Source organism: Saccharospirillum sp. HFRX-2, assembly GCF_043196805.1.
Taxonomy (GTDB): Bacteria; Pseudomonadota; Gammaproteobacteria; order Pseudomonadales; family Natronospirillaceae; genus Saccharospirillum.
In genome coordinates this window covers 170,233-193,918 of record NZ_JBEBMU010000004.1, presented here as the reverse complement: position 1 = coordinate 193,918, position 23,686 = coordinate 170,233, and the positions used below count along the sequence as shown (strand labels likewise).

Here is a 23,686-nt window from a genome sequence, read left to right as displayed (position 1 = left end):
ATGGCCGCAGGCCTGCGCATCGTTGCCGATGAAAACATGCCGCACGTCGAACCCTGGTTCGACGGCCTGGCGGCATCGTTAACGCGCCTTTCGGGGCGCAACCTCAGCAAAACCGACCTGATGGACGCGGATGTTTTACTGGTCCGCTCCGTCACTCAGGTCAACGCCGAATTATTGGAAGGGACGCCGGTCCGCTTCGTCGGAAGCGCCACCATCGGCACCGATCACGTCGACACCGACTGGCTGGCCGAACACAACATCGCTTTCCACCACGCCCCTGGTTGCAACGCTCAATCGGTCGTCGACTGGGTGCTCTCTGTTTTTGCTCGTCTGCACCTCGACCACGAATTGCACTGGTGGCAACAGACCATCGGTATCGTCGGCGCTGGCAACGTCGGTGGCCTGCTCGCCAAGCGTCTGAATACCCTGGGCGTGCGCACTCTGGTCTGTGACCCGCCGCGCGCTGAAAAAGAAGGCCAGGCTGGATTTGCCGATCTCGATACGCTGTTAACTGCTGCCGACATCGTCTGCCTGCACGCACCCTTGGTGCGTGATGGTCAACACCCAACACTGGGCATGATCGGCGCCGATCAACTGGCGAAACTCAAACCCCGCGCCTGGCTGCTCAACGCCGGTCGCGGTCCGGTCATTCAGGAAGAACCCTTGCAGCAGGTGCTCGACAACGGCCATATCAACGCTGTTCTCGACGTCTGGCCAGACGAACCCCGCGTTAGCGAGCGCTTACTGAACGCCGTCGAACAAGCCAGCCCACATGTCGCCGGTTACAGCCAAGAAGGCAAATGGACCGGCACTCGAATGCTCGCCGAAGCCTTACACCACTGGGCCGGCGAATCGCTGCCCAAAGGCCCGGACTATCCCGCCGCGCCGAAACTGGATGCCAGCTTCTTCAGTACCGCCAGCCCCGAACAGCTGGGCAGCGAACTGATACAAGCGCTGCACGACCCCGCACGTGATACCGTCGCCATGCATCAGAGCGTTAAAGAAGGCTGGGTGCAGCCGAGCGATTTCGATGCCTTGCGCAAGGCTTACCCCAAGCGCCGCGAACTCGCTGCTGCGCAACTTATCAATGTACCGGATGAAGCAGCAGCCTGGCTGCATCAATTGGGCTTCGAGTTCTAAAACAGCAGAACACGCCCCAGTCGCTTAGCCCCAGTTCTCGTTTTTTCTCCAGTCGCCTCGACTGTTATTCCGCATAACGTCATTTTTCAGGATACTCTGGCGTAAAGGTCAAGGATTCGCCGTGGCCATAACAGGCTGATGAGTCCACGTTTATTCAGTAATCCAAACAACCGTTTTGCAACACAGCCAGAAGGAAATGCCTCAATGCTTGCTTACACCATGGTTGGCACTAAAGACCTGACGAAAGCCCGAACCTTTTACGATCCAGTATTCGCAGCCATGGACCTGGAGCTATGCTGGCACGATGAATTGTCGGTGTCTTATGGCAGGCTGGCAGATAAAGACTATCCCCGTTTCTTTGTCGGCTATCCCTTTGATGGTGAGCAAGCCAGCGTCGGCAACGGCACCATGACCGCTTTTTTATGTCGCGATGTCAGCGTTGTCGACCAAGCCTATAATGCGGCGATGAAACAGGGCGGTCGCTGCGAGGGCGAGCCTGGATATCGGCCGCAATACGGCGAGGGTTTTTACGCAGCTTATGTGCGTGATCTGGATGGTAATAAATTGGCGTTCGTGGTTTTTCCGTAGAGTATTGAGGTTGTAGTTACATCAGATAAATTAACTGGATAAACCTCAAGTTACGAGCTGCGCTAGAGGCCAGAGCAGCTCGTAAACAGGTACGGCAATGTCGCTTACCGGCTGGCAATAATCCACACGGCGTGAATAACGCCAGGGAAATAACCCAGAATGGTGAGTAGAATGTTAATCCAGAACTGAGGGCCAATACCGACCTGCAAGAATACGCCGACAGGCGGTAGAAGAATTGAGAGAATCAGTCGAATGATATCCATGATCGTTCTCCTTTTTTGCGTCGTTTTCGGATTGATTCGTTGCTACGATCATTAGATTAACACCTGGAAATGACTAAATAACACAGGTTTTATCGAGTATTCCTTTTTGTTTGCCGAGAATATAACGGCGGTCACAACTGGAGTATTAAGTGGTAATGAGCCCGTTGAAATATAGGTTTGGCTACCCAGTAAATTTTTTGGACATGGAATTTTCAGTTCCGGTTTAATCGGGCAAGCAGATAAAACTAAAGTGTCGGCACGCGACGGCTGTATTGAATGCGACGTTTCGCTGTCCAATGGTGTAGTAACGCGCAGAAATAATGCTTTGTCGGGTCGGCGGATGAAATAGACAACCTGCTCTGGGGATGGTTATGACACTGGCTTCACCCAATCCAATATTGATGTTGATTGACCTGCAATACGCCATCGATGATCCCAGTTGGGGCAGTCGCAATAACCCTCAGGCAGAAACGCAGATTTCCAGGTTACTGCACCTGTGGCGCGAACAGAATTTACCGCTATTACACATTAAGCATATGTCGACAGATCCGAACTCCAAGTATCGGCCTGGCACGCCGGGTAATGATTTCAAGACATTTGCGGCGCCGCTTGAGTCTGAAGACGTCGTTGAGAAAAAGACCAACAGCGCTTTTATCGGCACCGACCTGGATAACTGGTTAGTTAGTCGGGGAATAACCGAGATCGTGATGGTCGGTGTGATTACCAATAACTCGGTAGAGGCGACTGCTCGCATGGCGGGAAACCTGGGGTATCAGACTGTAGTGGTATCGGATGCCACCTATACCTTCAATAAGACCGATTTCGGCGGTCGAGAGCACTCAGCCGAGACGGTTCATAATATGTCATTGGCTAACTTAGACGGTGAGTACGCCAGAGTGCTGGATACAGAAGCAGTGCTCAGTCTGGTGCGAAAACACTAGCCAATATTTTCCAACAGCCGTCGAAATCAGACCTTCCCGCTCGACTAAGCGCTGACGGCATCTAAGCTGTCACTCATTCATTTGGGAGGTCTGATATGGCCAAGGTTTAAAACCGGCATTAATAAATCGAGGGTTTGGCAATGGTGAGGTCAAACGGTCATGTGACCATTCATATGGCAACCAGCCTGGATGGCTTTATTGCCCGCAAGGATGGTCGCGTCGATTGGATGGAAACGACGGATGAATTTCGCGCGGGTAAGGAGCTGAGTTCAGCAGCGGTCGAAACCTTTCTCGATGGTATTGATTGTTACGTCATGGGCTCCCGGACATATGAAACGGCGCTCGACTTCGAAGCAAAAGGCTTTGGCTGGGCTTATGGCGACAAACCGACTGTCGTACTCACGCATCGGAGCTTGCCGAAAAGCCGTGACACGGTGGAATTCTATTGCGGTGATCTGAGCGAATTGATAAACCAGCAGCTCAACTCAAGGTTTCGTTCCATCTGGGTCGCTGGCGGCGGTTCCGTTGCCGGAGAGTGTCTGCGACTTGGTTTAGCCGATGAAATTTCATGCTCAATATTGCCTGTGGTCATTGGTGAAGGCATTGCATTTTTTGACGGTCTTAACCGCGACGTTCCACTGCATCTGCTGGAGGTAAATGCCTACAAAAGCGGCATGGTGGAAATGCGATACGCAGTTATAACACCGAAGCAATAGCTTACCTCCTGCCACAAAAGCCACCGTTGTTAGCAGCCGACAGGTATTGATTGAAGTTAAGTAATAAGCGGCAGTATTGTGTTTCGATTCCTGGTTCTGTTTCGGTACCAAACAATGAGGTAACGGCTGTGAATGACAAAATTCGTAATATCGAAAGTACTTTGTTATCCGATAACTGGTACCGATTGCACAAATATCGATTCGACTATCAAGGTCCCGATGGTCAGTGGCAGACCCAGGAACGTGAAGCCTATGATCGTGGCAACGGTGCGACCATATTGTTGTATAACCCCGTTAAGAAAACGGTCATATTGACTCGCCAGTTTCGCCTGCCAACTTATATCAACGGTAATGACGACGGTATGCTGATAGAGAGCTGTGCCGGGCTGCTGGACCAGGATAATGCCGAAGATTGTATTCGCCGGGAGGCAGAAGAAGAGACGGGTTACCGAATAGAACAGGTACAGAAAGTCTTTGAAGCCTATATGTCACCGGGTTCGGTTACCGAACTGGTCTATTTTTTCATCGCCCGATACAGTGAATCGATGAAAGTGTCGGAAGGTGGGGGTCTGGCGCATGAGCAAGAAAACATAGAGGTCCTGGAAATCCCCATTAGCAGTGCCCTTGCCATGATCGATAGTGGCGACATACGCGATGGCAAGACCATCATGTTGCTGCAATACCTTCAGTTAAAGGGAATGCTGTGACATAGTCCGGATATTGACGGGATACTTTATATCATTGTTTGCTTATGAACGCCCAAGTTGATGCCTTTATCGATAATGCCAAGCGTTGGTCCGATGAATACCGGGCGATGCGCCATATTGTTCTGCAATCAGGTCTAACCGAAGCCTATAAATGGGGCAAACCCTGTTACACCTTAAATGACAACAATGTCCTGATCATTCAGGGTTTTAAACACTTCTGTGCCTTACTGTTCACTAAGGGCGCCTTGATTGAAGATCCTGCTGGCATATTGCAATGGCCGGGCGAACACACTCAGTCTGCAAAGCGGTGTTGTTTTAGCGATGTCGAAAACATTCACCAGGATGCCGCTGCTATTCGCGCTTGCATCGATGATGCGATTCGAGTTGAAAAGGCGGGGTTGAAGGTTGAATTCAAGAAAACCGAGGCGTTTTCTGTGCCACCCGAATTTCAGCAACGTCTGGAGGAACTGCCCACATTGAAGTCAGCGTTTGAGTCGTTGACGCCTGGTCGTCAGCGCGCCTATTTGTTGTATTTTTCCAATGCCAAACAATCAAAAACCCGGGCTGCTCGGGTGGAAAAATATCTGGAACGGATACTGGATGGGTTGGGATTAACTGATTGAGTTGATAGGCGCAGCAAAGTCGCCTGTTAACACCTGAAAACCGGGAGGTTGAAATGGATATAGTTGCATTGACCCTCATGCCCATTGGCATGCTGGGGTTCATTTTTGGGTTAATTGCCTTCTCGAAAGTCGTTCGTCTGGAAGCGCAGGTCGATCATTTGCGGACTACTCTGAAAGAGCGCTCGTCTATATTGGATGAGGACGTATCGTTGTGAAATATGTTTTGTGGTGGCTTTATTCAACAATGATAATCGTCTTCGTAACCTTCGGTCTCTTTCAGGCATTAGGTTTAGGCCAGTTTGCTTTAGGTAATATTTTTAATGTTGCTATAAACCTGCTGTGTTTGGTCGGCGTGTATGGATATGTCTATAACAAGCCGATCTTTAAGAGAAGCTTATGGATATTGCTGTTTTGGTTCCGGGCGATCTCCGTTGTGCCGAGTGTATTATTGCTGGCTATTTATCCGAATGAAGTGGCGATGCGCTCAGTCGATCTGCTGATTAATGTGATTCTGATAGTGCCATTGCTTTATGCCTTGTATCGGTATGGATCAATCAATAACCCGCTCTGGGGTGTGGAAAGCCAGGAAAATTTTGTGGCGGTGCTGCAGCAAAGCCTGAGCTCAACAGATGAAATTGAAACCCTGATCCTGTCCGACCAGCCTGAAGGTAAGGTGAAAACTACAGTGCGCATTTCCAAGTCAGATGGTGGCCTTCTGGTGCGTATTGAAAAAGAGGCTGCGGGGAAAACGGAAGCCTTTAGCAATGAGGTTGCTGATATTCCTCAACTGGCCAGATTTTTAAGACATAATACCTTAGTGCGTGCCGCTGACTTTTCATTAGTAGAGGGGTCCTGATGTTTGATTTTGGTAAAAACCCTTTGCCACTCAGTCCAGTCGACTCGCATGAGAAGACGCGCCTGATCATTATGTATCTCTGTTGCGTCATGGTTGCCATAACTGCCATTGCTGGTCCGATTATCGGTTTGGTTATTGCTTTGGCTTCGCGCAAAGGAGTCAGTAGCGAGCTAGCGAAGAGTCATATTAATAAGCAGTTGCGCGTGTTTCTCTTTACCGCCATTTGGATGTTGGCAAGCATTGCGTATTTCTTGCTGGCATTTACCCTGACCTATTGGCTCGAGAAGGGGTTAGGTGTAGATACTGGCGATATAGAAGACTTTGTGTTTCTGTCGGCAGCCGCAATCTTGTTAGGTGCCTTTATCTGGTACTGTTATCGGTCTTTGGTTGGTTTCATTTTGGTTCTGAGAAATGAGCCAATTAAGCGTTAGAGTGTATAGACCGAGATGTCATCTATTCCTGAAGTGCAGCGGTAGAACGAGATGTTAAAACCCATTCTGTGGTGGCTCTATGCCGTGGTGGTTATTGCATTAACTGTAATGAGCATCCGCTTGGCACTGGGGCAGGATTATTCAGTGTCGATCAGCTCGGCAGGGATCGGCGGAAATATCTGGATACTCTTTGCGCTCTTTGGTTATGTCTATAATAAACCCATCATTGGCTATGAGCTCTGGCGGTTTTTATTTTGGTTGGCGCTGGTCGTCCAGCTGCCGCTGATGTTGGGGTTAGTGGGTGTCTTGTATTCCGGTGTGATGTCTTTCTGGATTAGCGTCATGGTCACCCTTTTCTATGGGTTGCTGAACGTTCCCGCCTTCTACGTTTTATATCGCTATGGTGATTTTTATCATCCGGCCTGGAATCATGGTTTGTTCGATGATCAGTTGGCGGCCCTGCAGCAGCGTCTGGCCAGGGAGTCAACTGTCGTACTGAGCTATCAGGACGCTGAATCACCATCGCATTTTGAGGTTCATATTGCCGCGATCGAAGAAGGCTATCGGGTGGATATTAAAAAGCGTTTCATTGAGCAAACCTCTTCGTTTTCAGATTCCCTTCCAGATGCACAGGGCGTGCTTCGTTTTCTTTATCGCTTTCCTGAACTGCGTAAGATAAATCCATGAGTCGAATCAGTGTGCGACCTATTTGGTCCGGTTTCTCAGTGGTCATGGCGTCCGCTGTTTATGCCGACTGTCCGTTCCCTGAAGGCATTCAGCATACGCCGGCCATTGTTCGCGAAGCCATGCAAATGTACCAGCAAGGTATGCCCGCTGCGACACTTCGGCAAGCCGCACTCAGTTTTGAACAAGAAAAGCCATGGGCGACCGAAGTTATGTTGGCGGTAGTTGATGAAATCTATGGCTTTGAACCGCCGATCGAGCTCGATGTCTATGTGCCCTATCGGATGGAGATCTGTTATTTAAAGAGCGAGTATGATGCGCAGGAAGAGGATTTTCCTTTTGCCGAGGCATACCCTTTGTTGCAGCAATGCACAGCAGAGGAAGGTAGACAAAAAGGAATCTGCGCCATGCGCACAGCGCAACAGATATCCGGAATCACAACAGACTAGCGGTATCCTTAGGTCGGCAATTTTGAGATGGCAAATTCATGAAAATCTATGGCGATCATCAGTCGGGCAATTGTTATAAAGTTGAGCTGTTATGCAGCTTGTTGAGTCAGTCGTTTGAGTGGGTAGATATCAACATACTTAACCATGAAACAGCGGCAACTGCGTTTCTGGCTATGAACCCCAACGGCAAGATACCTTTATTGGAACTCGACGACGGCCGTTGCCTTTGGGAATCGAATGCCATTATCAATTACCTGGCCACCGGTTCCGACTTGTTGCCAGTTGATGCTTTTGCACTGGCCAAGGTACAGCAGTGGCAGTTCTTTGAGCAGTACAGCCACGAACCCAACATCGCCGTCGCCCGTTTTATTGCCAAGTATCTGGGCTTGCCGGACGATCGTCGCGCCGACTACGAAGCCAAACAGGCTGGTGGACACAAAGCCTTGCGAGTCATGGAAACCCAGTTGCAGCAAACGCTGTTTTTAACCTGCGATCAACTGACGACTGCAGACATCAGCCTTTATGCCTATACCCATGTGGCGCACGAAGGTGGTTTTGATTTGGCCGTTTACCCGGCAATTCAAGCCTGGCTGGGGCGTGTGGAAGCCTTGCCCGGCTATCGTGCCATGAGTGCTTGAAGCCCATGATGAATACGCTATTGGTTTGGTTGGCGAATGCCGTTTTGTTGGTGCATGTATCATTCGTAGCATTCGTTGTTTTTGGTCTGGCGCTGGTCTATGTCGGTTATTTTTTTGAGTGGCACTGGGTGCGCAACCGGGTGTTTCGGCTGTTGCATTTGGCGGCGATTGGTTATGTGGTGGTGCAATCCTGGCTGGGCGTGATCTGCCCGTTGACGATAGCGGAAATGAAGTTGCGCGCCAGTGCTGGATTGGACACCTACAGCGGTTCCTTTATTCAGCACTGGCTGCAAAGTCTGTTGTATTACAGCGCACCGGACTGGGTGTTTATCGTGGTCTATAGCTTGTTTGGTGCGCTGGTAGCGTTCAGTTGGTGGCTGGTTCGACCGCGTTGAAATTGTCCGTTTTGCCCGGCCTGAAAGCCCGGTACAGCAACGCCAATGGCAACAGGACTTCGCCGATAAAGGTGTATTGAGCGATGAACAATCGATCCGTGCCCAGCGCGAACCAGGTGAGGGTATCGAGGCAATAGCCAATACCGCCGATGATTAATAACCAACCGACAATCGACGGCAAAAAACGGGCTTTAGCCACCAACCAACCCATCGGTATCAACCACAATCCCCAGAATATATGAGCGATCATGATGCCGTCGGCGTGCAGTTGAAACGCGAACAGGGTGGCGGCGTCGAGTTGGTCGCGGTTAAACACCGTGCTCAGGCTTTCGGAATTCAACAGCATTAAACCAGCTACCCGGCACAGTTCGTTGAGCATCGCAATGGGCATGGTTGCCAGCGTGAACAGCACCATAAATGCCGCCATAGTGTTGCCAAATTGGCGCAGTAAATAGTACAGCGCGACGACCAGAAACAACTGCGTAATCTGAATGCCAAAGGCTGTTAAAATGCTCCAGCGGATGGCGTTTGTGTGGGCTTCAATATTGGCCAGCGTCGCGGCTTGATCACCTTCCACCCAGATAAATTCCGGCACGTAGAGAATGCCAAATACTCCCAGCGGAATCAGCAGCAGATAGAGTGCCGCGGCAATTCGGGCAAGGCCTTGTTCTGATGGTGTCATGGTTGGGTTCCCCTTGTTCAATGTGAATGAAATTGTGGTTGTCAGTGCGATGGCGCATAGGCCAGGGCCGATTCGCTTTGGCAACTGCAAATGGCTGGTGCCTGTTGAATCAGTTCGTCATCGCTGATGGCGTGCACCATAAAGAGCGCAAAGTCAGTGCGCCGGGTGCGATTGCTGGCCAGGGCTGCATCACCCACATGTTGTGACCAGATCGGCAAGCCTTCGCTGGGGCCTTCTTCCAGATCGCTGCCGCGAACCACCGTCCAACGGCTTGAGCTGTTGAAGATCACCTCGGTCGCTCGCACCTGGTCGTCCAGATCGACGACTCTCAGCCAGCGCGCAAGACGACCGGCAGTGGCCACCAGGGCTTTTAACTTCCAGCTATAACGATCTTTGCCGTCCAGACTGATGTGCCAGCCGCAGGAGAAAATCAGCCGGGCGTCAGCCGGTGCATTGTCCAGCACCGCCCGGGCCGTGCCTGAGGCGTAGTGGTTCATCCCCCAGGGCACTAAGACCGTCAGTACGGCGTCGCAACCGGCGCTGGCACGACGCAGAGTGTCCGCATCGTCGGTGGGCGCCCCATGCAGCTCGATGCGACCGACATAGCGCGCCAGTTTGGGCAGGCTTTGTTCGCGGCACACCGCCGAGACCTGATAACCGGCGGCCAGAGCATGCTCAATCATGTACTGACCTAATTTTCCCGATGCTCCGACGATGCATATTTTTTTGGCTTTCATGGCTGACTTCCTGTTCTGAATGGTTGGGTCCAGTTTACGTGGGCGTTTGCGCGCGTTACATTGCCGAAAAGGCCTGGAGGCTATACGAAAATGCATAGCAAGGGTCGTGACCGGGAGAGGGAAGATGGATTGGTCCGGCATCAATTTTGACTGGAATCGCGCGCGTGCTTTCTTGGTTACTGCCGAAGAAGGGTCGTTTTCCGCTGGTGCACGGGCGTTGGGCGTGGCGCAACCGACCTTGGGGCGCCAGGTTGCAGCCTTGGAGCAAGAGCTCGGCGTAACCTTGTTCGAGCGCCTGGGGCAGGGCTTGGCGTTAACTGATGCCGGCCAGCAACTGAAACAACACGTTCAATCGATGGCGGACGCCGCCAGCCGATTCTCCCTCTCGGCCTCGGGCCAGAACACCCAACTGGAAGGCCGGGTGGTGTTAGCCGTCAGTGAAATCGAGGCGGTGTTTCTATTGCCGCCAGTGATCGAACAGCTTCGCCAGCACTGGCCCGGCATCCAACTGGACATTCAGGTGTCTCATAGCGTGGCCGATTTAAAACGCCGCGAAGCCGATATTGCCTTGCGCTCCTTCCGGCCCAGTGAGCCCGATTTGATTGCGCGCAAACTCTATGAAGAACCAGTGTGGATGTATGGCACGCCAGATTACTTGGCCAGTCTGGGCCATCCGCAGCGACGGCAGGACGTGACTGACGTGCAACTGATTGGCTTCGAATCCGATCACCAATTGGTCGACTATCTGGCGCCCCAGGGTTGGGCGATCGGACCGGACAATATTCATCTCACTACGCTGTCGCAATTGTTGCAGTTGGAGTTGGTTAAACGGCATTTGGGGCTGGCTTTTTTCCCGCAGCGCGTCGGCGATGCGCAACCATTATTGCAGCGTGCCTTTGAACATTTGGGTGCACCCTTGCAATTGCCTCTGTGGCTGGTCAGCCATCGCGAGTTGCGCACCAGCCCGCGAGTTCGGGTGGTGTTTGACGCACTGGCGCAATGGTTTTCGCACCCTCCCGAAGCTTAAATATCAGGTTGCACTGGCCCGTTCTATCCATCACTTCGCAATCCCGACCCTGACGATCGACACCTTGCGTTGCCGCCGGACCAGCGGTATACAGACTGTCTTTTAAATCTGCGCAGCGGCCAGCATTGGTCGTTCATAACGGTCTGTATCGCGCCTCCGTCGGCAACTGACCAAGGTGCTATTTTCTTCGTTTTGCTTAAGGCCGGTGATGTGCATTAGTAAGGTTCGATTGAATGTGAATGAACACAGGAGTCAGTGATGCGAGTGGTGTCTTTAAGCAAAGATGATCAGCATCGTTTTTCCAAACAGCGGGTCGATGAACTGACCTTTATTGCCGGCGAAGGCATCGTCGGCGATGCCCATAGTGGCGACAAGGTGCAACATCGGTCGCGCGTTAAGGCTAACCCGGATCAGCCCAACTTGCGTCAGGTACATTTGATTGCGACCGAATTAATTCATGAATTGCAGGCCAAGGGGTTTGACGTGCACCCAGCTACACTGGGTGAAAATGTACTGACTGCCGACATCGATTTGCTGGCTTTGCCCACTCATACCCAATTGAAATTGGGTGACGATGTGACGGTTCGTATCACTGGTCTACGTAATCCCTGCGCGCAGTTGGATCACTATCAAAAAGGTCTCACCGCCGCGGTCTTGGATCGCGACGCCGACGGTCAATTAATTCGTAGGGCAGGAGTTATGGCAGTGGTGGAAACCGGAGGTGTGGTGCGTACCGGCGATGCCATAACGGTGCAGCTACCGGACTTACCTCATCAAGCACTGGAGCCCGTTTAAAATGGACACATCTTTTTGGCATGAGCGCTGGCAAAGCAACCGCATCGCTTTTCATCTGGATGAGGTGAATCCGCTGCTGGTGCGCTATTTCAACCATCTGAAAGTATCTCCCGGGGCGCGCGTTTTTGTGCCCTTGTGCGGTAAAACACGTGACATCGGCTGGCTGCTGACTCAAGGCTATGACGTCGTTGGGGCCGAGTTGGTGGAAACGGCGGTGGAGCAATTATTCGCACAGCTAGGCGTGCCGCCGACAATCATCGAATATGGCCCCATGAAGCATTATCAGGCGCCGAATCTGGATATCTGGGTGGGAGATGTTTTGGAATTGACGCCTTCATTATTAGGCAAAGTCGATGCGGTCTATGATCGTGCCGCCCTGGTGGCGATGCCGGAACATCTGCGCACCGTTTACGCCCGACAGCTAAAAATGCTGGCTGCAAATGCAGCACAGTTATTAATCAGTTATGTCTATGACCAATCGCAGGTTCCGGGGCCACCGTTTTCAGTGCGCGACGAAGAGGTAGCGCACCTGTACGGCGACGCCTATCAACTGACGTCACTGGCACGCTTTGATGTACCTGGTGGTTTAAGAGGGCAGGTTGCGGCCGAGGAAGTCGTATGGTTATTGCAGTCAAGCTGATCATCAATCAAGCAAAGAGGGCCTACTATGATTACCGGTTCATGCCACTGCGGGGCCGTCCGTTGGGAGTTCAACAAGCAACCTGAAACGGCAACCGCCTGCAACTGTAAGCTCTGTCGTCGCTACGGCACTCTTTGGGCTTACGACTTCGAAAACGAAGCCATTCGGTTGAGTGGGCCTACTTCGGTTTATAGTCATGGTGATCGTGAAATCGGTTTTCATTTTTGCAAGCAATGTGGCTGTATAGCCTATTGGCGTGGGATTGAAACGTGGCCCGATGGCCGCCGGCGTGTCGCAGTGAATTTACGCTTGGCTGAACCCGAGGCAGTGGCCGATATTCCGATTAAACATTTTGATGGTCTGGACCGGTTCGAACCGCTGCCGCTGGACGGTCAGTGTGTAGGTGACTATTGGTATTAAGCGGCTACTCCATCGATATAAATTGAGTCAAAGCTGCGTTGGCTGTGAGGTAAATAACGATGCTTGAACTGCAAAAATTATTGCTGCATTACCTCCAGCAACTGATCCAATTGTTAGAGAGAATTCCGGCGGAGTGTTACCAGGCATCGTTGGCGCCTGACATGTTTTCATTGGCGGAGCAGGCGAGAATTGCATCGAATTACAGTCTGCGTCTTTATTGTCCGCTGATACAGCAGCCCGTCCCAGACTTTGATCAGGTAAACCTCAGTAAGCTGGCTTTATTACTGGAAGTCACGCAACGACGTGATTATTTGCAGCGCCAGCCAGCAGTAACCGAGTTGAACGAGGCCCGACTCATTAATGAGCGGGCGGGGTTTGCCGATCTGGAATTAACCGAACCGCATTTTATTCACCACTATGGGCTGCCAAATTTCTTTTTCCATTTCAGCATGGTCTATGCCATTGCTCGTCAACAGGGTGTGGTGTTGAGTAAGGCTGATTTTGACGGCTACCACATCTACCCGGATGGATTTAGTTTTTTTCAGCCGCAAACGGACGACTAACGTTAACCACGCATGATTGGCCGGCTCAGCTCTACAGCCGCTTTGTCGGGTTGCTGGCTGTGGTAACGGACCACAACGCGGTCACCAACCATAGCGTTGAGTCCAAAGGATGCCGGCAGACCGCGAAACCATTGGGTGCGTCCCAGGTACTCAATTTGTGCATCTATTAATCGCATCCGGTTGACGCTGATACGGGAATAATTCATCGCGACAAGGGTTCCGACTGTTTCGCTGTCTGCATTTTTCAGCGTTCGTTCTGTCTGCAGTGAACCGTAAAAATACTTTACTAGGTAGGCTAGGCCGACCAGGGCGAAGATCGACAGACCAGCTGTGATCAAGCGGGTGCTGAACGGCAAAATTGAATCGGGATTCAGCAGTTGGTGGAACTGCCCTGAGCTGATGATGATATAGACCGCTACCACGCTAATAGCGACGACCATTACCAGTATCGCCAGCGCCGGTGACCGGTTTCTGAGCACATAATACAACCCAAGCACCGCAAGGATGGCAATTGGCAGGTAAGTCGACATAAGTTCCAGGTGAGCGGGCATGGTATCCATTCCTTAAACAGCAAAAGCGGGTCAATATAAACACTTGTGGCAACGCTGTCAGGTCTGGTTTTGAGGCCAGGACACCAAAGCTGTGACGCTTGTTGAGTTCCCGGAAAGAATCTATAAATATTTTAGGCGGGCTATATTGGGCCGCCATGACAGGAGTGTTGATCATGATGTGGATTGCGAATGTACTGGTCTTGTTGGTAGCGGCTCTGCACGCTTATTTTTTGGTATTGGAAATGTTCCTGTGGGACAAACCGGCCGGCATGAAAGCCTTTAATTTAACGCCCGAACACGCAGCGACGACCAAGTCGATGGCGGCCAATCAGGGTTTGTACAATGGTTTTTTGGTCGCCGGTTTAGTCTGGGGCTTGTTATTGGGTGAGGCTGGCCTGGCCATTAAAACCTTCTTCCTCGGTTGCGTCGTTGTTGCCGGTGTGTTCGGTGCCGTGACCGTCAGTCGCAAGATCCTTTTTGTACAGGCGTTGCCGGCGGCCGTCGCCTTGCTGGTTTTATGGCTGAGCTAAGGTCGCGCGTTAAGGCTGTTTCAGTCTTGTGCTGGCTGGCAACTGTCAGCCTGGCCTGGGCCGATGTCGATGACGCTGCACTGTTAAATCAGGCGTTGGTGCAGTTCGGTTACAGCGACCATCAGCTGCAGATTGACGGCGATGATATCCACTATTACCTGCACCAACAGCAGCATCTGCCACAACATCTGGTGTTGTTTATTCAGGGCACCGATCCGTTCCCGTTATTTTTTTACCAATTCAAAGAAGACGGGCCGCACTTTTTCAAAGCTTTCAATAATGATGATCAACGACTGTCGCCGGAGATGGCCTATGCGGTGGTGGCAAAACCCGCGCTGAGTGGTATCCGTGAGTGGCAACACTTCGATGTACCCCAGGCTTATCACGATGCCAATTACCGCGAGCGACGGGTCAGAGATCTCAGTGCAGTGATCGATGATATTCGGCAACACCATCTGGCCGAGGGTGGCAATATCATCGTCTACGGGCATTCGGAAGGGGCGCAGCTTGCGGCGGCTTTGGCGCGTGAGCAGCCGGCCATTACCCATCTGGGTTTCTGGTCCGGTAACGTCCTGAACAACTTTTATGAGTTTGCCTTGTTCGAGCGGCTGGCGGTGCGTCAGGGACAGCAAAGCGATGCTCAGGCGCAGCAGAATATTGAGGCGTTGCTGCAATGGTATCAGGCGGTCTTGGCCGATCCGCAGTCGACCGAGGTTGATGACTGGGGCTTTAGCAATCGTCGCTGGGCGTCCTATCGCCACGCGCCGCTGGAGGATTTACTGGCGCTCGAAATTCCCATCTATGCTCAGTTTGCCAGTAACGACGACAGCACGCCGATCGAAACCGCTTATTTATTGCCGGTACAGTTTTTATCAGCGGGCAAAACCAATCTCGATTTTCACGTCTGTCTGGGCTGTAACCACAGCTATGTGGAAGAGGGCGACGAAGGTGCTATTGATCATTGGCCGTCGGTGTTTGACGATTTCCTGCAATGGACACAAAGCCAATCAGAATAACGCTGAGCACACGCTATGATTTCACGGTTACCACCCTGGGTTGAATACGGCGCTTTTGCCTTGGCGCTGGTGGCCGGCTGCGTCAATGCGATTGCGGTTTTGGGATTGGATCACCAGGCGTTGTCACATTTATCGGGCACCGCCACTTCCTTTGGGGCAGGTTTGGGGCGACTGCCCTGGAGTCAGAGTCTGCATCTGCTGCTGATATTGCTCAGCTTTTTTTGTGGCGCCTTGCTGTCGGGATTTCTGGCTGGCGGTGGTGCGCTGAAATTGGGTTACCAGTACGAAATCCTGCTGGTGATCGAGGCGCTGTTGTTATTCGCCGCCACAGCATTTTTCGCTCAGGGTTCTCACCTGGGTCAATACTTGGCGTCGGCCGCCTGTGGTTTGCAAAACGCCTTGGCGACCACCTACAGCGGCGCTGTGGTACGCACCACTCACGTCACCGGTTTATTTACCGATCTGGGTATTATGCTGGGTTCCTGGTGTCGGGGCGAAGCCTTTGATCGCCGCAAGTTTGTATTATTTAGCCTGATCATTCTTGGTTTTATCAGCGGCGGTATTGCTGGCGCCTGGTTATTTCCGCGCCTGAGTTTTATGGCGCTGCTATTACCGGCCAGCACCTGTTTACTGCTGGCGATTGTTTATCATCTGTTTCGGGTTCGGCAGTGAGGATGCTCTAACGGTCGTTGAGTGTTCTAAAATATCGGTGGTTGTCGAAATCGCGCCATGGCATTCGATAAGGGAGATTAGGAAAGTCACTGCAATCCGGTGACGGTAGCAACGACCTCTGCTCTGGGAGAGCTTATGAAAATCACTATCAGTACCCAAGTAAAAGCACCTTTAGAAATCGTTTGGCAGGCCTGGACCACACCCGAAGACATCAACCAGTGGAACGCTGCCTCGGACGATTGGTGCAACCCACGCAGCACCATTGATCTGCGCGTTGGCGGTCGATTCAACTACCGCATGGAAGCTCGCGATGGCAGCGCAGGCTTTGATTTCGAAGGCACCTTTATTCAGGTTGAAGCGCCCCTGGTGCTGGCCTACCGCATGGATGATGATCGTCAGGTGGTGGTGGAGTTCGAAGCGCAGCCCGATGCTGTTGTGGTTAAAGAAACTTTCGATACTGAAGATCAAAATACCGCGGAATTACAGCGTCAGGGTTGGCAGGCAATTCTGGATCGTTTTGCCCGGCATGTGGAAGCCAAACAGCAGGCTTAAATGTAGCCGGGAGCGGTCGGGGTGGTGAGGCAGTGCCACCCCGATGTTTAACTCAGCGCTCGGCAGACTGCTGTTCTTCTTCTTCCAGCTCGGTGGGATACAGCCGGCCTTGAAGCATCTCTTCCCAGTCGCGGGTCATTTGGCGCACTTTTTCGATGTAGGGTTGGTTTTCCATGGTTGGAATGCTGGGGTCCCACAGTTCCGAGACTTCCACCATGGAGCGACGATCCACCTTTTCGAACTCATCGGAAATAAACTGCGCGCGGTCGCGGCTGATGCCCATGGCTTCAATAGCTGACCGACCCATACGCACCGAGCTGTCGTAGGTTTCACGAATCACGTCGCGGCAACCGGCGTACCACAGATCATAAACATGGAAGCGGTCGAAGGCGCGCGCGGTGATATGAACCTGCGGATAGGTTTTGTGGATGTAACTGACCAGCTTGGTGATTTCTTCTTTGTTGTCGATGGCGACCACGACGACTTTTGCATTTTCGATACCAGCGGCCTTGAGCAGATCTGGCCGGGTAGCGTCGCCGAAAAAGACGCGCAGGCCAAAGCTGCGCAGCATTTCCAATTGGGTTGAGCTGTAGTCGATGACGGTGGTGGAAAAGCCGGTGGCGCGCATCATCCGGTTGACGATACCACCCATCCGACCGTGCCCCAGAATCAGCACTTCACCCTGTTCGGTGATCTCATCCATGGTGCCTTCCGGTTGGTTGTAGCGCGGCAGCACCAGGCGTTCGAAGGCTAAAAACAACAGCGGCGTCAGAATCATCGACAAGCCCACCACCAACATCAGGCGGTCGGCGATGTCGGTTGGCAAGACCGCATTGGCGACACTGAACGACAGTAATACAAAACCGAATTCACCGGCTTGGGCCAGTGCAATGGCGGTGAGGTATTTGTTGGAACCGCGAATGCGGAACGCATAGGCAAGCGCCGCCAGCACCAGCGCCTTGATGACAATCAAGCCCAGAGTTAAGCCGAGCAGCAGAGCGAATTCATCGAACAGCAAGTTAAAGTTGATGCTGGCTCCAACGGTCATAAAGAAGAGGCCCAGCAGCAGCGCTTTGAAGGGTTGAATATCGGCTTCCAACTCGTGTCGGTATTCGCTGTTACCCAACACCAGTCCGGCCAAAAATGTGCCCAGCGCCGGTGACAAACCGACCAGGGTCATCAATAAGGCGATGCCGATGACCAGCAATAGGGCAGCACCGGTAAAGAGCTCACGCAGTTGCGCGCTGGCGACAAATCTCAGTAGCGGCCGGGCAAGGTAATTACCGATCACCAAGACAAAGGCGACGGCAGCGGTCGTCACCAGCGCTGTCTGCCAACCGACCAGACCATTGACCAGGCTGAGGCTGGCGCCATGGTCGTCACTGCTGCTGTGAATTTCGCCAAGCGCTAATAACGGAATCAGCGCCAGCATCGGAATGACGGCGATATCCTGAAACAGCAAAACCGCAAAGCTGGCTTTGCCGCCGTCGCTTTGCATCAGGCCTTTTTCATTCAGCGTTTGCAGCACTATCGCGGTAGAGGACAGCGACAACACCAGCCCAACGGCCAGGGCAATCTGCCAGGGCTGACCCAGCAACATGGCAATGGCCATAACGACGAGGGTGGTGACGACAACCTGAGAGCCACCCAGGCCGATCAGCTTGCGGCGCATCGCCCAGAGTTGTTGCGGGTTAAGCTCCAGCCCGACCAGAAACAGCATCATCACCACACCGAACTCGGCAAAGTGTTGTACCGCCACCAGATCGACGCCCAGCACCGTCAGCAACGGACTGATCAAGACGCCCGCCAGCAGATAGCCGAGCACCGAGCCCAGACCCAGACGAGCGGCGATCGGCACGGCGAAAACACCGGCGATCAAAAATAGAAAAGCTATCAGTAAAACGTCGGTCACAGGCGGGCCTCGCTTAGTGGTATTTAGTGAGTGGCTCAGTGGCGGGAAGGGCAGGCATTACCATCGGTCAAGCGTGTTGGCTTGTCCAGCGTGGCAGCGTTAGGCCCTCTCGGCGCTTGCCAAAGAGCGCTAAAAAGCGGCTATAGTGGGGCCGTTTTTAGCGATTCAAACGATGTTTATGATCAGTGCCAAAGCCGAACGTTATTACCAGTTATTGCAGCGCCAGATGGAAAAACTGCGCGCTGAGCGGCAAACCCTGGCGCAGGAGCGCGCTGCCCAGGAAGATTTTGCCCAGATGACCTTGCGGCTGCCAGCGCAGATGCGCGTCGAGGTCGATACCTTGGCCGGTGTGGCCGGGCGCTGGTTGTTGCCCGCCAAGGTGCGCTCCTTTGGTACGGTGTTGTTTCTGCACGGTGGTGCTTACCAGACCGGCTCGTCGATCACCCATTTGAATCTGGCGGCATATTTGGCGTTGGCAGCCGGTCATCGTCTGTGGTTGCCGGACTATCGGTTGGCACCCGAGCATCCTTTTCCGGCTGCTTTGGATGACGCCGTGGCGAGCTATCAGCAGTTGCAAAAAGACGGACCGGTGGCCTTGGCCGGTGATTCCGCCGGTGGTGGTCTGGCGTTGGCAACAGCCTTGCGGTTGCGCGATGAACAACAGCCGGTGGCGGCGCTGGCGCTGCTCTCGCCCTGGACCGATTTAACGCTCAGCGGCGCCAGTCATCACCGCCGTGCCGAGGTCGATCCGTTCTTTCCCACGCCCGAAGGTTTGGCTCTGGCGGCTGAACGTTATGCGGCGGATCATGCGTTGGACCACGACTTTATTTCGCCGTTGTTTGCCGACCTCAGTGGTCTGCCAGCGATGTGTGTGCACGTTGGCGATTACGAAACCTTGCTGGACGATTCGGTAGAGTTGGTGCGCCGTGCTCAGGCGGCTGGGGTGGATGCTCAGGTGGAGGTGTGGCCACAGCTGTGGCATGTCTGGCAGAGCTACGCCGGTCGGTTGCCGGAGGCTGATCAGTCACTGGCGGCCTTGGGCGAATTCCTTGGCCGCCAGTTGCTGGCAGAGCGTTAAGCCTGGCGGTAGTGGCCGAAAAAGCGGCCCATCCGTTCCATGGCATCAAGCAGCGTTTCGCGCGGTGGCAGGAAGACGATGCGGAAATGATCGACATCCGGCCAGTTAAAACCGCGTCCATGCACCAGCAGAATTTTTTCCTGCCGCAATAAATCCAACACCAGCCGTTCGTCGTCGCTCAGGTTGAATTTCTGTTTGTCGACTTTGACAAACATATAGAGCGCGCCCTTGGGTTTGACGCACGACAAGCCCGGCATGGCGTCGATCATCTCCCAGCACAGATCACGCTGATCGCGCATGCGCCCGCCAGGAATAATCAAATCGTTGATGCTTTGGTAACCACCAAGCGCAGTCTGAATGGCATGCTGCGCCGGTACGTTGGCACAGAGCCGCATATTGGCGAGCATGTTTAGGCCTTCAATAAAGTCGGTGGCCTGATATTTCGGACCGCTGACCATCATCCAGCCGGAACGGAAACCGGCCAGGCGATAGGCTTTCGATAAACCATTGAAAGTGATGGTCAACACATCGTCCGACAGCGCCGCCAGGCAATGATGGACGGCGTCGTCGTAGAGAATTTTGTCGTAGATTTCATCGGCCAGAATAACCAGGCCGTGTTCGCGCGCGATCTCGATCACTTCCAGCAACAGCGCTTTGGAATAGACAGCACCGGTCGGGTTATTGGGGTTGATCAGCACGATGGCTTTGGTTTTTTCGGTGATCTTGGCGCGGATGTCGGCCGGGTCGGGAAACCAGTCCGATTGTTCATCGCAGATATAGTGCACTGCGGTGCCGCCGGACAGCGTAATGGCGCCGGTCCACAATGGATAATCCGGCGCTGGTACCAGTATTTCATCGCCGTTATTGATCAGCCCCATGCACGCCAGCTGGATCAGTTCGCTGACGCCGTTGCCCAGATAAATATCGTCGATTTCGACGCCCTTAACAGCGCGCTGCTGGTAATACTGCATCACCGCTTTGCGCGCCGAATAGAGCCCTTTGGAATCGCTGTAGCCTTCGCCTTGCGGCAGGTTACGGATGACATCGGTGATGATTTCATCCGGCGCATCAAAGCCAAAAGGTTTGGGGTTGCCGATGTTCAGTTTAAGGATGCGGTGGCCTTCATCTTCCAGACGACGAGCTTCGTCGAGCACCGGGCCGCGAATGTCGTAGAACACATTGGCCAGCTTGTGCGATTTGTGCAGCGTTTTCATGAAACTCCCAAGCGATGTATAGCGAACGGAGAGGCACTTTCTATAAAGGGCGCTTTGCGGGTCTTGAGTGACGCAGACCTTGAAGGGCGGGCGAAAGACGCCATTGTCCAGGGCAGTCTGTTGCGTAGCCGAGTATAAACCTGCGCTTTGTTATTTCCTATGGGAGGCCAGCATGTCCGAGAAAATCGTCAAGACCGATGCCCAATGGCGTGAACAGTTGACCGATGAGCAATACCGCGTCACTCGTCAGGCCGGCACCGAACGTCCTTTTACCGGTGCTTATTGGGATACGGATAAGCCGGGCATTTATCGCTGTGTCTGCTGTGGCAGTGAGTTGTTTAATGCCGACACGAAATTTGACCACGGCTGCGGTTGGCCGAGTTTTTATCAGTCGCTCGACAAGAGTGCCATCGTCGAGCGTGATGATTTTTCTCATGGCATGCACCGCATTGAAGTGCTCTGTGCCAACTGCGATGCGCATCTGGGGCATGTCTTCCCCGATGGTCCGGAACCGACCGGCGTGCGCTATTGCATCAACTCAGCTTCGCTGAATCTGGATGAGGCAAAGCCCGAGTGACGTTGTCGTTTGCCAAGCTGCAACGCGATGCGTTGGCGCATCATCACCAGGATGATATTGCCGATCGTCTGCCGGTTATTGCCAGCCGCGATGAGTTGATCAGCCGCTCCGATGCCGACTGGCTCAGCCTGATCAGTCGCCGGGTGTTTCGTGCCGGCATGAAGCATTCGGTGATCGACGCGCGCTGGCCGGCGTTCGAAGAAGCCTTCTGGGGTTTTGATCCGCGTGCTTGTCAGTTGATCGATGACGATCGCTTTGAACAACTGATGCAGGACGAACGGCTGATTCGTCATTGGGGCAAGATGAAAACCATTCCGGTCAACGCCCTGCTGGTACAACAGCGTTCCAAACAGCACGACGGCTTTGGCCGTTTTATCGCTGACTGGCCGACCGACGACATCGTCGGTTTATGGCAGGTGCTCGCCAAAGAAGGCGCGCATCTGGGCGGCGATGGCGGCTCCCGGTTATTACGTATGGCCGGCAAAGACACCTTTGTGCTCTCGGGCGATGTGGTGCGGGTGTTAACCAATGCCGGCATCGTCGCCCGTAAACCCACCGCCAAACGCGACCTGCGCTTGGTGCAGGAAGTGTTCAATGAACTGGCCGAGGAGTCCGGTTGGCCGTTGGCGCATCTGAGTATGTTGATGGCGATGAGCACGGGAGACGCTTGACGGGAGACGCTGAACGCAAGTTAGCGGTTGCGTTCAGCGGTTCCGTAGCTGGCGTCTCCCGTCTCCCGTCCAGCGTCTTCCAGCCATCAAGCAATTTGCCCAGCCACCAAGGCCGACCAGACCGTCGCCAATAACGCCCCCGCTAATAATCGATTCATCCAGCGATGCTGACCGGCGCTGTGTAACCAGCGGTTGGCGCTTTCTCCCAGCCAGGCCCAGCAAAAGATGGCCGGTATCACCAGCGAAAAGAACGTACCTGCCAGGTGCAACGCCTGAGGCAGCGCCGGCAGCGCCGGGTCGGCAAAGAGACTGCTGATGGTGACCGCCATCAACCAGGTTTTGGTGTTGACGATCTGCAGCGCCAGACCAGTCGGCCAGCTGATCAATTTGGCGTTGGGGTCGGCTTCCAGATTCACCGGCGCCCGCGCCAGCGAAATCGCCAGCCAGCTTAACCAGAGCGTGCCCGCCCAGGCGAGTGACAGTCGTATCCAGTCAGTGTCCAGCAGCCAGTTTGCCAAGCCCAGTGCCACCAACATGACGATGCTCGAGGCCGCGAAAGCCGATGCCAGCGCAAAGGGCCAGACACTGCGCCAGCCAGCGTGCTGGCCCTGGGTCAATGCCAGCAGGTTGGTCGGGCCGGGGGTGATAACAGCGAAAAAAGCGAACAGGGCGAACGGCATGACGGACTCCAAAAAACCATCTTGATAGGAGTCTTTAGTGTGACGGGACAGTTGTGGTCAGTCTGGAAGGTCCGTGCAGCGGCGACGGTAATCGGCAGGCGTTAATTGATAGGCGCGGCGGAACCAGCGACCCAGATGGCTCTGGTCGGCAAAGCACAGATCGGCCGCAACCTCGGCGGGTGTCTGGCCCAGCGCTAACAGGCGTCGCGCCTGGGTCAGCCGCAGTTGAATCAAATAAGCATGAGGCGCCAGGCCATAAGCAGCTTTAAAGGCGCGGCTAAGACGAAAGCGGTCGGTGTTCAGCGCCTGAGCGAGATCGCTGAGACCCACATCCTGATAAATATGATCGTGCAGATAAGTGCGGGCCCGCTCGGCCAACTCAGGCTGGCGTGCGTCCTCGCTGCGTTTGCGCCACTGCAAATGAGCGGTGGCCTGAGTCAGCATCTGATCGGTGCAAGCATCGCGCACCATACGTGATTCGCCCTGGTGCAAGGCCAGAAAGGCGGAGGCAATACTGCCGATCAGCCGGCGGTCATTCGACAGGGTGGCATCGACGTGCCATTCGAACTGGTCGGGCAGGTTGTCGAACAATTCTGCTAACCGAGTGTCGACCCAGTCTTTGGGCAGGTAGAGGATGCGATAGGTAAAGCCTTCCTGTTGCGGTGCTTCGCCATCGTGAACTTCCCCCGGTTCCAACAAAAACGCATTGCCCGGGGTCGAGCGCTGTACCTGACGGCGGCAGTTGAATTGCTGCACGCCCTGTTCGGTGTAGCCGATGGAATAGTCGTCGTGAAAATGTGGGTCGTAAGCGTGGCCACGAAAATGCGCGCGCAGCGATTCAATGCCGGTATCGGCGTCGCGTTTGAGATCAATCCAGTGGTGGTTTTCAGCGGACATCGCAGTCTGGTGGCATGGGCTTCAAACAGAAGTGTAACAGT

General features: G+C 53.6%; 32 protein-coding genes. 24 read left to right on the top strand and 8 right to left on the bottom strand.

All coding sequences use genetic code 11. The features are described from left to right. Both ABMA60_RS10950 and ABMA60_RS10945 read left to right on the top strand, forming a co-directional pair. Positions 1-1,140 (top strand): 4-phosphoerythronate dehydrogenase, encoded by a 1,140-nt coding sequence (locus ABMA60_RS10950; RefSeq protein ID WP_392802806.1) that lies wholly within the window; start codon positions 1-3, stop codon positions 1,138-1,140. A 204-nt stretch (positions 1,141-1,344) separates the two neighbouring features. After that, entirely contained in the window at positions 1,345-1,728 is a 384-nt protein-coding gene (locus ABMA60_RS10945) for a VOC family protein (RefSeq protein WP_392802803.1), read from the top strand. Positions 1,729-1,832: 104 nt separating this feature from the next. On the opposite strand, the gene ABMA60_RS10940 is transcribed toward ABMA60_RS10945, so the two are convergent. Beyond that, complete coding sequence (locus ABMA60_RS10940; RefSeq protein ID WP_108165774.1) at positions 1,833-1,991, bottom strand: YqaE/Pmp3 family membrane protein; 159 nt, start codon at positions 1,989-1,991, stop codon at positions 1,833-1,835. A gap of 371 nt (positions 1,992-2,362) precedes the next feature. Here ABMA60_RS10940 and ABMA60_RS10935 point away from each other — a divergent pair, with 371 nt between their 5' ends. The 10 genes from ABMA60_RS10935 (at position 2,363) to ABMA60_RS10890 (ending at position 8,431) form a co-directional block, all read left to right on the top strand. Further along, complete coding sequence (locus tag ABMA60_RS10935) at positions 2,363-2,932, top strand: cysteine hydrolase family protein (RefSeq protein WP_392802801.1); 570 nt, start codon at positions 2,363-2,365, stop codon at positions 2,930-2,932. Between the two features lie 140 nt (positions 2,933-3,072). After that, positions 3,073-3,648, top strand: coding sequence for a dihydrofolate reductase family protein (locus tag ABMA60_RS10930; RefSeq protein ID WP_392802799.1), 576 nt, complete (start codon positions 3,073-3,075; stop codon positions 3,646-3,648). Between the two features lie 128 nt (positions 3,649-3,776). Further along, positions 3,777-4,355 carry a GDP-mannose pyrophosphatase NudK gene (nudK, locus tag ABMA60_RS10925; protein WP_392802796.1) on the top strand — a complete coding sequence of 193 codons (579 nt, stop codon included), beginning with the start codon at positions 3,777-3,779 and terminating at the stop codon, positions 4,353-4,355. A 44-nt stretch (positions 4,356-4,399) separates the two neighbouring features. Further along, positions 4,400-4,978 (top strand): YdeI family protein, encoded by a 579-nt coding sequence (locus ABMA60_RS10920; protein ID WP_392802793.1) that lies wholly within the window; start codon positions 4,400-4,402, stop codon positions 4,976-4,978. 211 nt (positions 4,979-5,189) lie between these two features. Then, positions 5,190-5,834: a hypothetical protein gene (locus ABMA60_RS10915; RefSeq protein ID WP_392802790.1), complete on the top strand. Its 645-nt coding sequence runs from the start codon at positions 5,190-5,192 to the stop codon at positions 5,832-5,834. Beyond that, on the top strand, positions 5,834-6,265 hold the full coding sequence (locus ABMA60_RS10910; RefSeq protein WP_392802788.1) for a hypothetical protein: 432 nt from the start codon (positions 5,834-5,836) through the stop codon (positions 6,263-6,265). The genes ABMA60_RS10915 and ABMA60_RS10910 overlap by 1 nt, the downstream gene beginning before the upstream one ends. A gap of 51 nt (positions 6,266-6,316) precedes the next feature. Next, complete coding sequence (locus ABMA60_RS10905) at positions 6,317-6,952, top strand: hypothetical protein (RefSeq protein WP_392802785.1); 636 nt, start codon at positions 6,317-6,319, stop codon at positions 6,950-6,952. Further along, on the top strand, positions 6,949-7,398 hold the full coding sequence (locus ABMA60_RS10900) for a hypothetical protein (protein ID WP_392802782.1): 450 nt from the start codon (positions 6,949-6,951) through the stop codon (positions 7,396-7,398). The genes ABMA60_RS10905 and ABMA60_RS10900 overlap by 4 nt, the downstream gene beginning before the upstream one ends. Before the next feature lie 38 nt (positions 7,399-7,436). Beyond that, positions 7,437-8,036, top strand: a complete 600-nt coding sequence (locus ABMA60_RS10895) for a glutathione S-transferase family protein (RefSeq protein ID WP_392802779.1) — start codon at positions 7,437-7,439, stop codon at positions 8,034-8,036. Between the two features lie 5 nt (positions 8,037-8,041). Then, positions 8,042-8,431, top strand: a complete 390-nt coding sequence (locus ABMA60_RS10890; RefSeq protein WP_392802777.1) for a DUF2784 domain-containing protein — start codon at positions 8,042-8,044, stop codon at positions 8,429-8,431. Here ABMA60_RS10890 and ABMA60_RS10885 read toward each other — a convergent pair. Together ABMA60_RS10885 and ABMA60_RS10880 are read right to left on the bottom strand one after the other, a co-directional pair. Then, on the bottom strand, positions 8,403-9,113 hold the full coding sequence (locus tag ABMA60_RS10885) for a DUF4386 domain-containing protein (protein ID WP_392802774.1): 711 nt from the start codon (positions 9,111-9,113) through the stop codon (positions 8,403-8,405). The genes ABMA60_RS10890 and ABMA60_RS10885 overlap by 29 nt on opposite strands. Before the next feature lie 41 nt (positions 9,114-9,154). After that, on the bottom strand, positions 9,155-9,850 hold the full coding sequence (locus ABMA60_RS10880) for an NAD(P)-dependent oxidoreductase (protein WP_392802771.1): 696 nt from the start codon (positions 9,848-9,850) through the stop codon (positions 9,155-9,157). 124 nt (positions 9,851-9,974) lie between these two features. Here ABMA60_RS10880 and ABMA60_RS10875 point away from each other — a divergent pair, with 124 nt between their 5' ends. From ABMA60_RS10875 to ABMA60_RS10855, 5 genes are all read left to right on the top strand, one after another. After that, positions 9,975-10,877, top strand: coding sequence for a LysR family transcriptional regulator (locus ABMA60_RS10875; RefSeq protein WP_392802768.1), 903 nt, complete (start codon positions 9,975-9,977; stop codon positions 10,875-10,877). Positions 10,878-11,135: 258 nt separating this feature from the next. After that, positions 11,136-11,672 (top strand): MOSC domain-containing protein, encoded by a 537-nt coding sequence (locus ABMA60_RS10870; protein WP_392802765.1) that lies wholly within the window; start codon positions 11,136-11,138, stop codon positions 11,670-11,672. A 1-nt stretch (position 11,673) separates the two neighbouring features. Continuing rightward, positions 11,674-12,312, top strand: coding sequence for a thiopurine S-methyltransferase (gene tmpT, locus ABMA60_RS10865; protein ID WP_392802762.1), 639 nt, complete (start codon positions 11,674-11,676; stop codon positions 12,310-12,312). A gap of 27 nt (positions 12,313-12,339) precedes the next feature. Further along, a complete protein-coding gene (locus tag ABMA60_RS10860; RefSeq protein WP_392802759.1) occupies positions 12,340-12,732 on the top strand; it encodes a GFA family protein in 393 nt (130 codons plus the stop codon). Between the two features lie 59 nt (positions 12,733-12,791). Then, on the top strand, positions 12,792-13,295 hold the full coding sequence (locus tag ABMA60_RS10855) for a DUF1993 family protein (protein ID WP_392802757.1): 504 nt from the start codon (positions 12,792-12,794) through the stop codon (positions 13,293-13,295). Between the two features lie 2 nt (positions 13,296-13,297). Here ABMA60_RS10855 and ABMA60_RS10850 read toward each other — a convergent pair whose 3' ends face one another. Continuing rightward, positions 13,298-13,846, bottom strand: a complete 549-nt coding sequence (locus tag ABMA60_RS10850) for a hypothetical protein (RefSeq protein WP_392802755.1) — start codon at positions 13,844-13,846, stop codon at positions 13,298-13,300. A 173-nt stretch (positions 13,847-14,019) separates the two neighbouring features. Here ABMA60_RS10850 and ABMA60_RS10845 point away from each other — a divergent pair, with 173 nt between their 5' ends. The 4 genes from ABMA60_RS10845 to ABMA60_RS10830 all read left to right on the top strand — a co-directional run bounded on the left by ABMA60_RS10845 (position 14,020) and on the right by ABMA60_RS10830 (position 16,616). Further along, a complete protein-coding gene (locus ABMA60_RS10845) occupies positions 14,020-14,376 on the top strand; it encodes a DUF1304 domain-containing protein (RefSeq protein ID WP_392802752.1) in 357 nt (118 codons plus the stop codon). Next, positions 14,364-15,392: a hypothetical protein gene (locus ABMA60_RS10840; protein WP_392802749.1), complete on the top strand. Its 1,029-nt coding sequence runs from the start codon at positions 14,364-14,366 to the stop codon at positions 15,390-15,392. Before ABMA60_RS10845 ends, ABMA60_RS10840 begins: the two co-directional genes overlap by 13 nt. A gap of 15 nt (positions 15,393-15,407) precedes the next feature. Next, entirely contained in the window at positions 15,408-16,064 is a 657-nt protein-coding gene (locus ABMA60_RS10835; RefSeq protein WP_392802747.1) for a YoaK family protein, read from the top strand. A 135-nt stretch (positions 16,065-16,199) separates the two neighbouring features. Continuing rightward, entirely contained in the window at positions 16,200-16,616 is a 417-nt protein-coding gene (locus ABMA60_RS10830) for an SRPBCC family protein (protein WP_392802744.1), read from the top strand. Between the two features lie 52 nt (positions 16,617-16,668). On the opposite strand, the gene ABMA60_RS10825 is transcribed toward ABMA60_RS10830, so the two are convergent. Next, positions 16,669-18,528 (bottom strand): monovalent cation:proton antiporter-2 (CPA2) family protein, encoded by a 1,860-nt coding sequence (locus ABMA60_RS10825; RefSeq protein WP_392802742.1) that lies wholly within the window; start codon positions 18,526-18,528, stop codon positions 16,669-16,671. Between the two features lie 172 nt (positions 18,529-18,700). On the opposite strand from ABMA60_RS10825, the gene ABMA60_RS10820 reads away from it, so the two are divergent. Next, entirely contained in the window at positions 18,701-19,606 is a 906-nt protein-coding gene (locus ABMA60_RS10820) for an alpha/beta hydrolase (protein WP_392802739.1), read from the top strand. On the opposite strand, the gene ABMA60_RS10815 is transcribed toward ABMA60_RS10820, so the two are convergent. Beyond that, positions 19,603-20,820: a pyridoxal phosphate-dependent aminotransferase gene (locus tag ABMA60_RS10815; protein WP_392802737.1), complete on the bottom strand. Its 1,218-nt coding sequence runs from the start codon at positions 20,818-20,820 to the stop codon at positions 19,603-19,605. The two genes, ABMA60_RS10820 and ABMA60_RS10815, sit on opposite strands and share 4 nt — an antisense overlap. 172 nt (positions 20,821-20,992) lie before the next feature. Here ABMA60_RS10815 and msrB point away from each other — a divergent pair, with 172 nt between their 5' ends. Together msrB and ABMA60_RS10805 are read left to right on the top strand one after the other, a co-directional pair. Next, positions 20,993-21,397 carry a peptide-methionine (R)-S-oxide reductase MsrB gene (gene msrB / locus ABMA60_RS10810; RefSeq protein ID WP_392802735.1) on the top strand — a complete coding sequence of 135 codons (405 nt, stop codon included), beginning with the start codon at positions 20,993-20,995 and terminating at the stop codon, positions 21,395-21,397. Beyond that, positions 21,394-22,068, top strand: a complete 675-nt coding sequence (locus ABMA60_RS10805) for a DNA-3-methyladenine glycosylase I (protein ID WP_392802733.1) — start codon at positions 21,394-21,396, stop codon at positions 22,066-22,068. The genes msrB and ABMA60_RS10805 overlap by 4 nt, the downstream gene beginning before the upstream one ends. 86 nt (positions 22,069-22,154) lie before the next feature. Here the strand turns inward: ABMA60_RS10805 and ABMA60_RS10800 are convergent, their stop codons facing one another. Next, the gene (locus ABMA60_RS10800; RefSeq protein WP_392802730.1) at positions 22,155-22,748 is read right to left on the bottom strand and encodes a LysE family translocator; all 594 of its coding nucleotides are present in this window, start codon (positions 22,746-22,748) and stop codon (positions 22,155-22,157) included. 57 nt (positions 22,749-22,805) lie between these two features. Further along, on the bottom strand, positions 22,806-23,645 hold the full coding sequence (locus tag ABMA60_RS10795) for an AraC family transcriptional regulator (RefSeq protein WP_392802728.1): 840 nt from the start codon (positions 23,643-23,645) through the stop codon (positions 22,806-22,808). Positions 23,646-23,686 lie beyond the last annotated feature (41 nt).

Coding starts and splice junctions, on each gene's coding strand:
- ABMA60_RS10950 (WP_392802806.1), top strand. CDS start 1: ATGGCCGCAGGCCTGCGCATCGTTGCCGATGAAAACATGCCGCACGTC.
- ABMA60_RS10945 (WP_392802803.1), top strand. CDS start 1,345: ATGCTTGCTTACACCATGGTTGGCACTAAAGACCTGACGAAAGCCCGA.
- ABMA60_RS10940 (WP_108165774.1), bottom strand. CDS start 1,991: ATGGATATCATTCGACTGATTCTCTCAATTCTTCTACCGCCTGTCGGC.
- ABMA60_RS10935 (WP_392802801.1), top strand. CDS start 2,363: ATGACACTGGCTTCACCCAATCCAATATTGATGTTGATTGACCTGCAA.
- ABMA60_RS10930 (WP_392802799.1), top strand. CDS start 3,073: ATGGTGAGGTCAAACGGTCATGTGACCATTCATATGGCAACCAGCCTG.
- ABMA60_RS10920 (WP_392802793.1), top strand. CDS start 4,400: ATGAACGCCCAAGTTGATGCCTTTATCGATAATGCCAAGCGTTGGTCC.
- ABMA60_RS10910 (WP_392802788.1), top strand. CDS start 5,834: ATGTTTGATTTTGGTAAAAACCCTTTGCCACTCAGTCCAGTCGACTCG.
- ABMA60_RS10905 (WP_392802785.1), top strand. CDS start 6,317: ATGTTAAAACCCATTCTGTGGTGGCTCTATGCCGTGGTGGTTATTGCA.
- ABMA60_RS10900 (WP_392802782.1), top strand. CDS start 6,949: ATGAGTCGAATCAGTGTGCGACCTATTTGGTCCGGTTTCTCAGTGGTC.
- ABMA60_RS10895 (WP_392802779.1), top strand. CDS start 7,437: ATGAAAATCTATGGCGATCATCAGTCGGGCAATTGTTATAAAGTTGAG.
- ABMA60_RS10890 (WP_392802777.1), top strand. CDS start 8,042: ATGATGAATACGCTATTGGTTTGGTTGGCGAATGCCGTTTTGTTGGTG.
- ABMA60_RS10885 (WP_392802774.1), bottom strand. CDS start 9,113: ATGACACCATCAGAACAAGGCCTTGCCCGAATTGCCGCGGCACTCTAT.
- ABMA60_RS10880 (WP_392802771.1), bottom strand. CDS start 9,850: ATGAAAGCCAAAAAAATATGCATCGTCGGAGCATCGGGAAAATTAGGT.
- ABMA60_RS10875 (WP_392802768.1), top strand. CDS start 9,975: ATGGATTGGTCCGGCATCAATTTTGACTGGAATCGCGCGCGTGCTTTC.
- ABMA60_RS10870 (WP_392802765.1), top strand. CDS start 11,136: ATGCGAGTGGTGTCTTTAAGCAAAGATGATCAGCATCGTTTTTCCAAA.
- tmpT (WP_392802762.1), top strand. CDS start 11,674: ATGGACACATCTTTTTGGCATGAGCGCTGGCAAAGCAACCGCATCGCT.
- ABMA60_RS10860 (WP_392802759.1), top strand. CDS start 12,340: ATGATTACCGGTTCATGCCACTGCGGGGCCGTCCGTTGGGAGTTCAAC.
- ABMA60_RS10855 (WP_392802757.1), top strand. CDS start 12,792: ATGCTTGAACTGCAAAAATTATTGCTGCATTACCTCCAGCAACTGATC.
- ABMA60_RS10850 (WP_392802755.1), bottom strand. CDS start 13,846: ATGCCCGCTCACCTGGAACTTATGTCGACTTACCTGCCAATTGCCATC.
- ABMA60_RS10845 (WP_392802752.1), top strand. CDS start 14,020: ATGATGTGGATTGCGAATGTACTGGTCTTGTTGGTAGCGGCTCTGCAC.
- ABMA60_RS10840 (WP_392802749.1), top strand. CDS start 14,364: ATGGCTGAGCTAAGGTCGCGCGTTAAGGCTGTTTCAGTCTTGTGCTGG.
- ABMA60_RS10835 (WP_392802747.1), top strand. CDS start 15,408: ATGATTTCACGGTTACCACCCTGGGTTGAATACGGCGCTTTTGCCTTG.
- ABMA60_RS10830 (WP_392802744.1), top strand. CDS start 16,200: ATGAAAATCACTATCAGTACCCAAGTAAAAGCACCTTTAGAAATCGTT.
- ABMA60_RS10820 (WP_392802739.1), top strand. CDS start 18,701: ATGTTTATGATCAGTGCCAAAGCCGAACGTTATTACCAGTTATTGCAG.
- ABMA60_RS10815 (WP_392802737.1), bottom strand. CDS start 20,820: ATGAAAACGCTGCACAAATCGCACAAGCTGGCCAATGTGTTCTACGAC.
- msrB (WP_392802735.1), top strand. CDS start 20,993: ATGTCCGAGAAAATCGTCAAGACCGATGCCCAATGGCGTGAACAGTTG.
- ABMA60_RS10800 (WP_392802730.1), bottom strand. CDS start 22,748: ATGCCGTTCGCCCTGTTCGCTTTTTTCGCTGTTATCACCCCCGGCCCG.
- ABMA60_RS10795 (WP_392802728.1), bottom strand. CDS start 23,645: ATGTCCGCTGAAAACCACCACTGGATTGATCTCAAACGCGACGCCGAT.